At 61.9% G+C, this 983-nt stretch carries 1 protein-coding gene; it reads left to right on the top strand.

Translation table 11 applies throughout. The features are described from left to right. A partial coding sequence (locus Afe05nite_RS43510) for an alpha-galactosidase (RefSeq protein WP_239118642.1) occupies positions 1–983 on the top strand: 983 nt, incomplete at both ends.

Genomic DNA, 983 nt, shown 5'->3' with positions numbered 1-983 from the left:
GCCCTCGACAACGGGGTGGGTCGTACCCCGCCGATGGGGTGGAACACCTGGAACACGTTCGGTTGCAACATCAGCGAGTCGTTGATCCGGCAGATGGCGGACGCGATCGTGAGTACCGGGATGCGGGACGCGGGGTATCAGTATGTGGTGGTCGATGATTGCTGGTTCAACCCGAATCGGGACTCGGCCGGTAATTTGCAGGGTGATTCGAGCCGGTTCCCGAGTGGGATGAAGGCGCTGGGTGACTATCTGCATGGTAAGGGTTTGAAGTTCGGGTTGTACGAGGCGCCGTTGGACAAGACGTGTGCGCAGTATTTCAACTCGTATCCGGGGGCGACGGGTAGTCAGGGGCATGAGGCGCAGGATGCGCGGCAGTTCGCGGCGTGGGGTGTCGATTATCTGAAGTACGACTGGTGTTCGCCGAGTGGGAGCATCGGTGATCAGGTGGCGACGTTCGCGAAGATGCGGGATGCGTTGGCGGCGACGGGCCGGCCGATTTTGTACAGCATCAATTCGAACAGTGTGCATGCGAAGACGGGGCCGCAGCGTAACTGGGGTGATGTGGCGAATATCTGGCGTACGACGGAGGATATTCAGCTGGCGTGGGACACCGGGCAGGCCAATGGTTATCCGATGGGGGTCAAGAACATCATCGATGTGAATGTGCCGTTGTCGGGTTATGCCCGGCCGGGTGGGTTCAATGATCCGGACATGATGGAGGTGGGTCGGGGGACGCTGAGTGATACGGAGATGCGGTCGCATTTCTCGATGTGGGCGGTGATGGCGGCGCCGTTGATCGCGGGTAACGACATCCGCAGCATGAACGCGGCGACGCAGACGATCCTGAAGAACACCCGGTTGATCGCGATCAACCAGGACACCCTCGGGCTGCAGGGCGCCCAGGTCAGCTACGACGGCACCCGGCGGGTGCTGGCCAAGCGGCTGGCCGACGGCGACGTCGCGGTGGCCCTGTTCAACCAGGG

Source organism: Paractinoplanes ferrugineus, from assembly GCF_016862195.1.
Lineage (GTDB): Bacteria > Actinomycetota > Actinomycetes > Mycobacteriales > Micromonosporaceae > Actinoplanes > Actinoplanes ferrugineus.
Note: the sequence above shows the minus strand (reverse complement) of the source record. Positions and strands in the feature narration are given on the sequence as shown.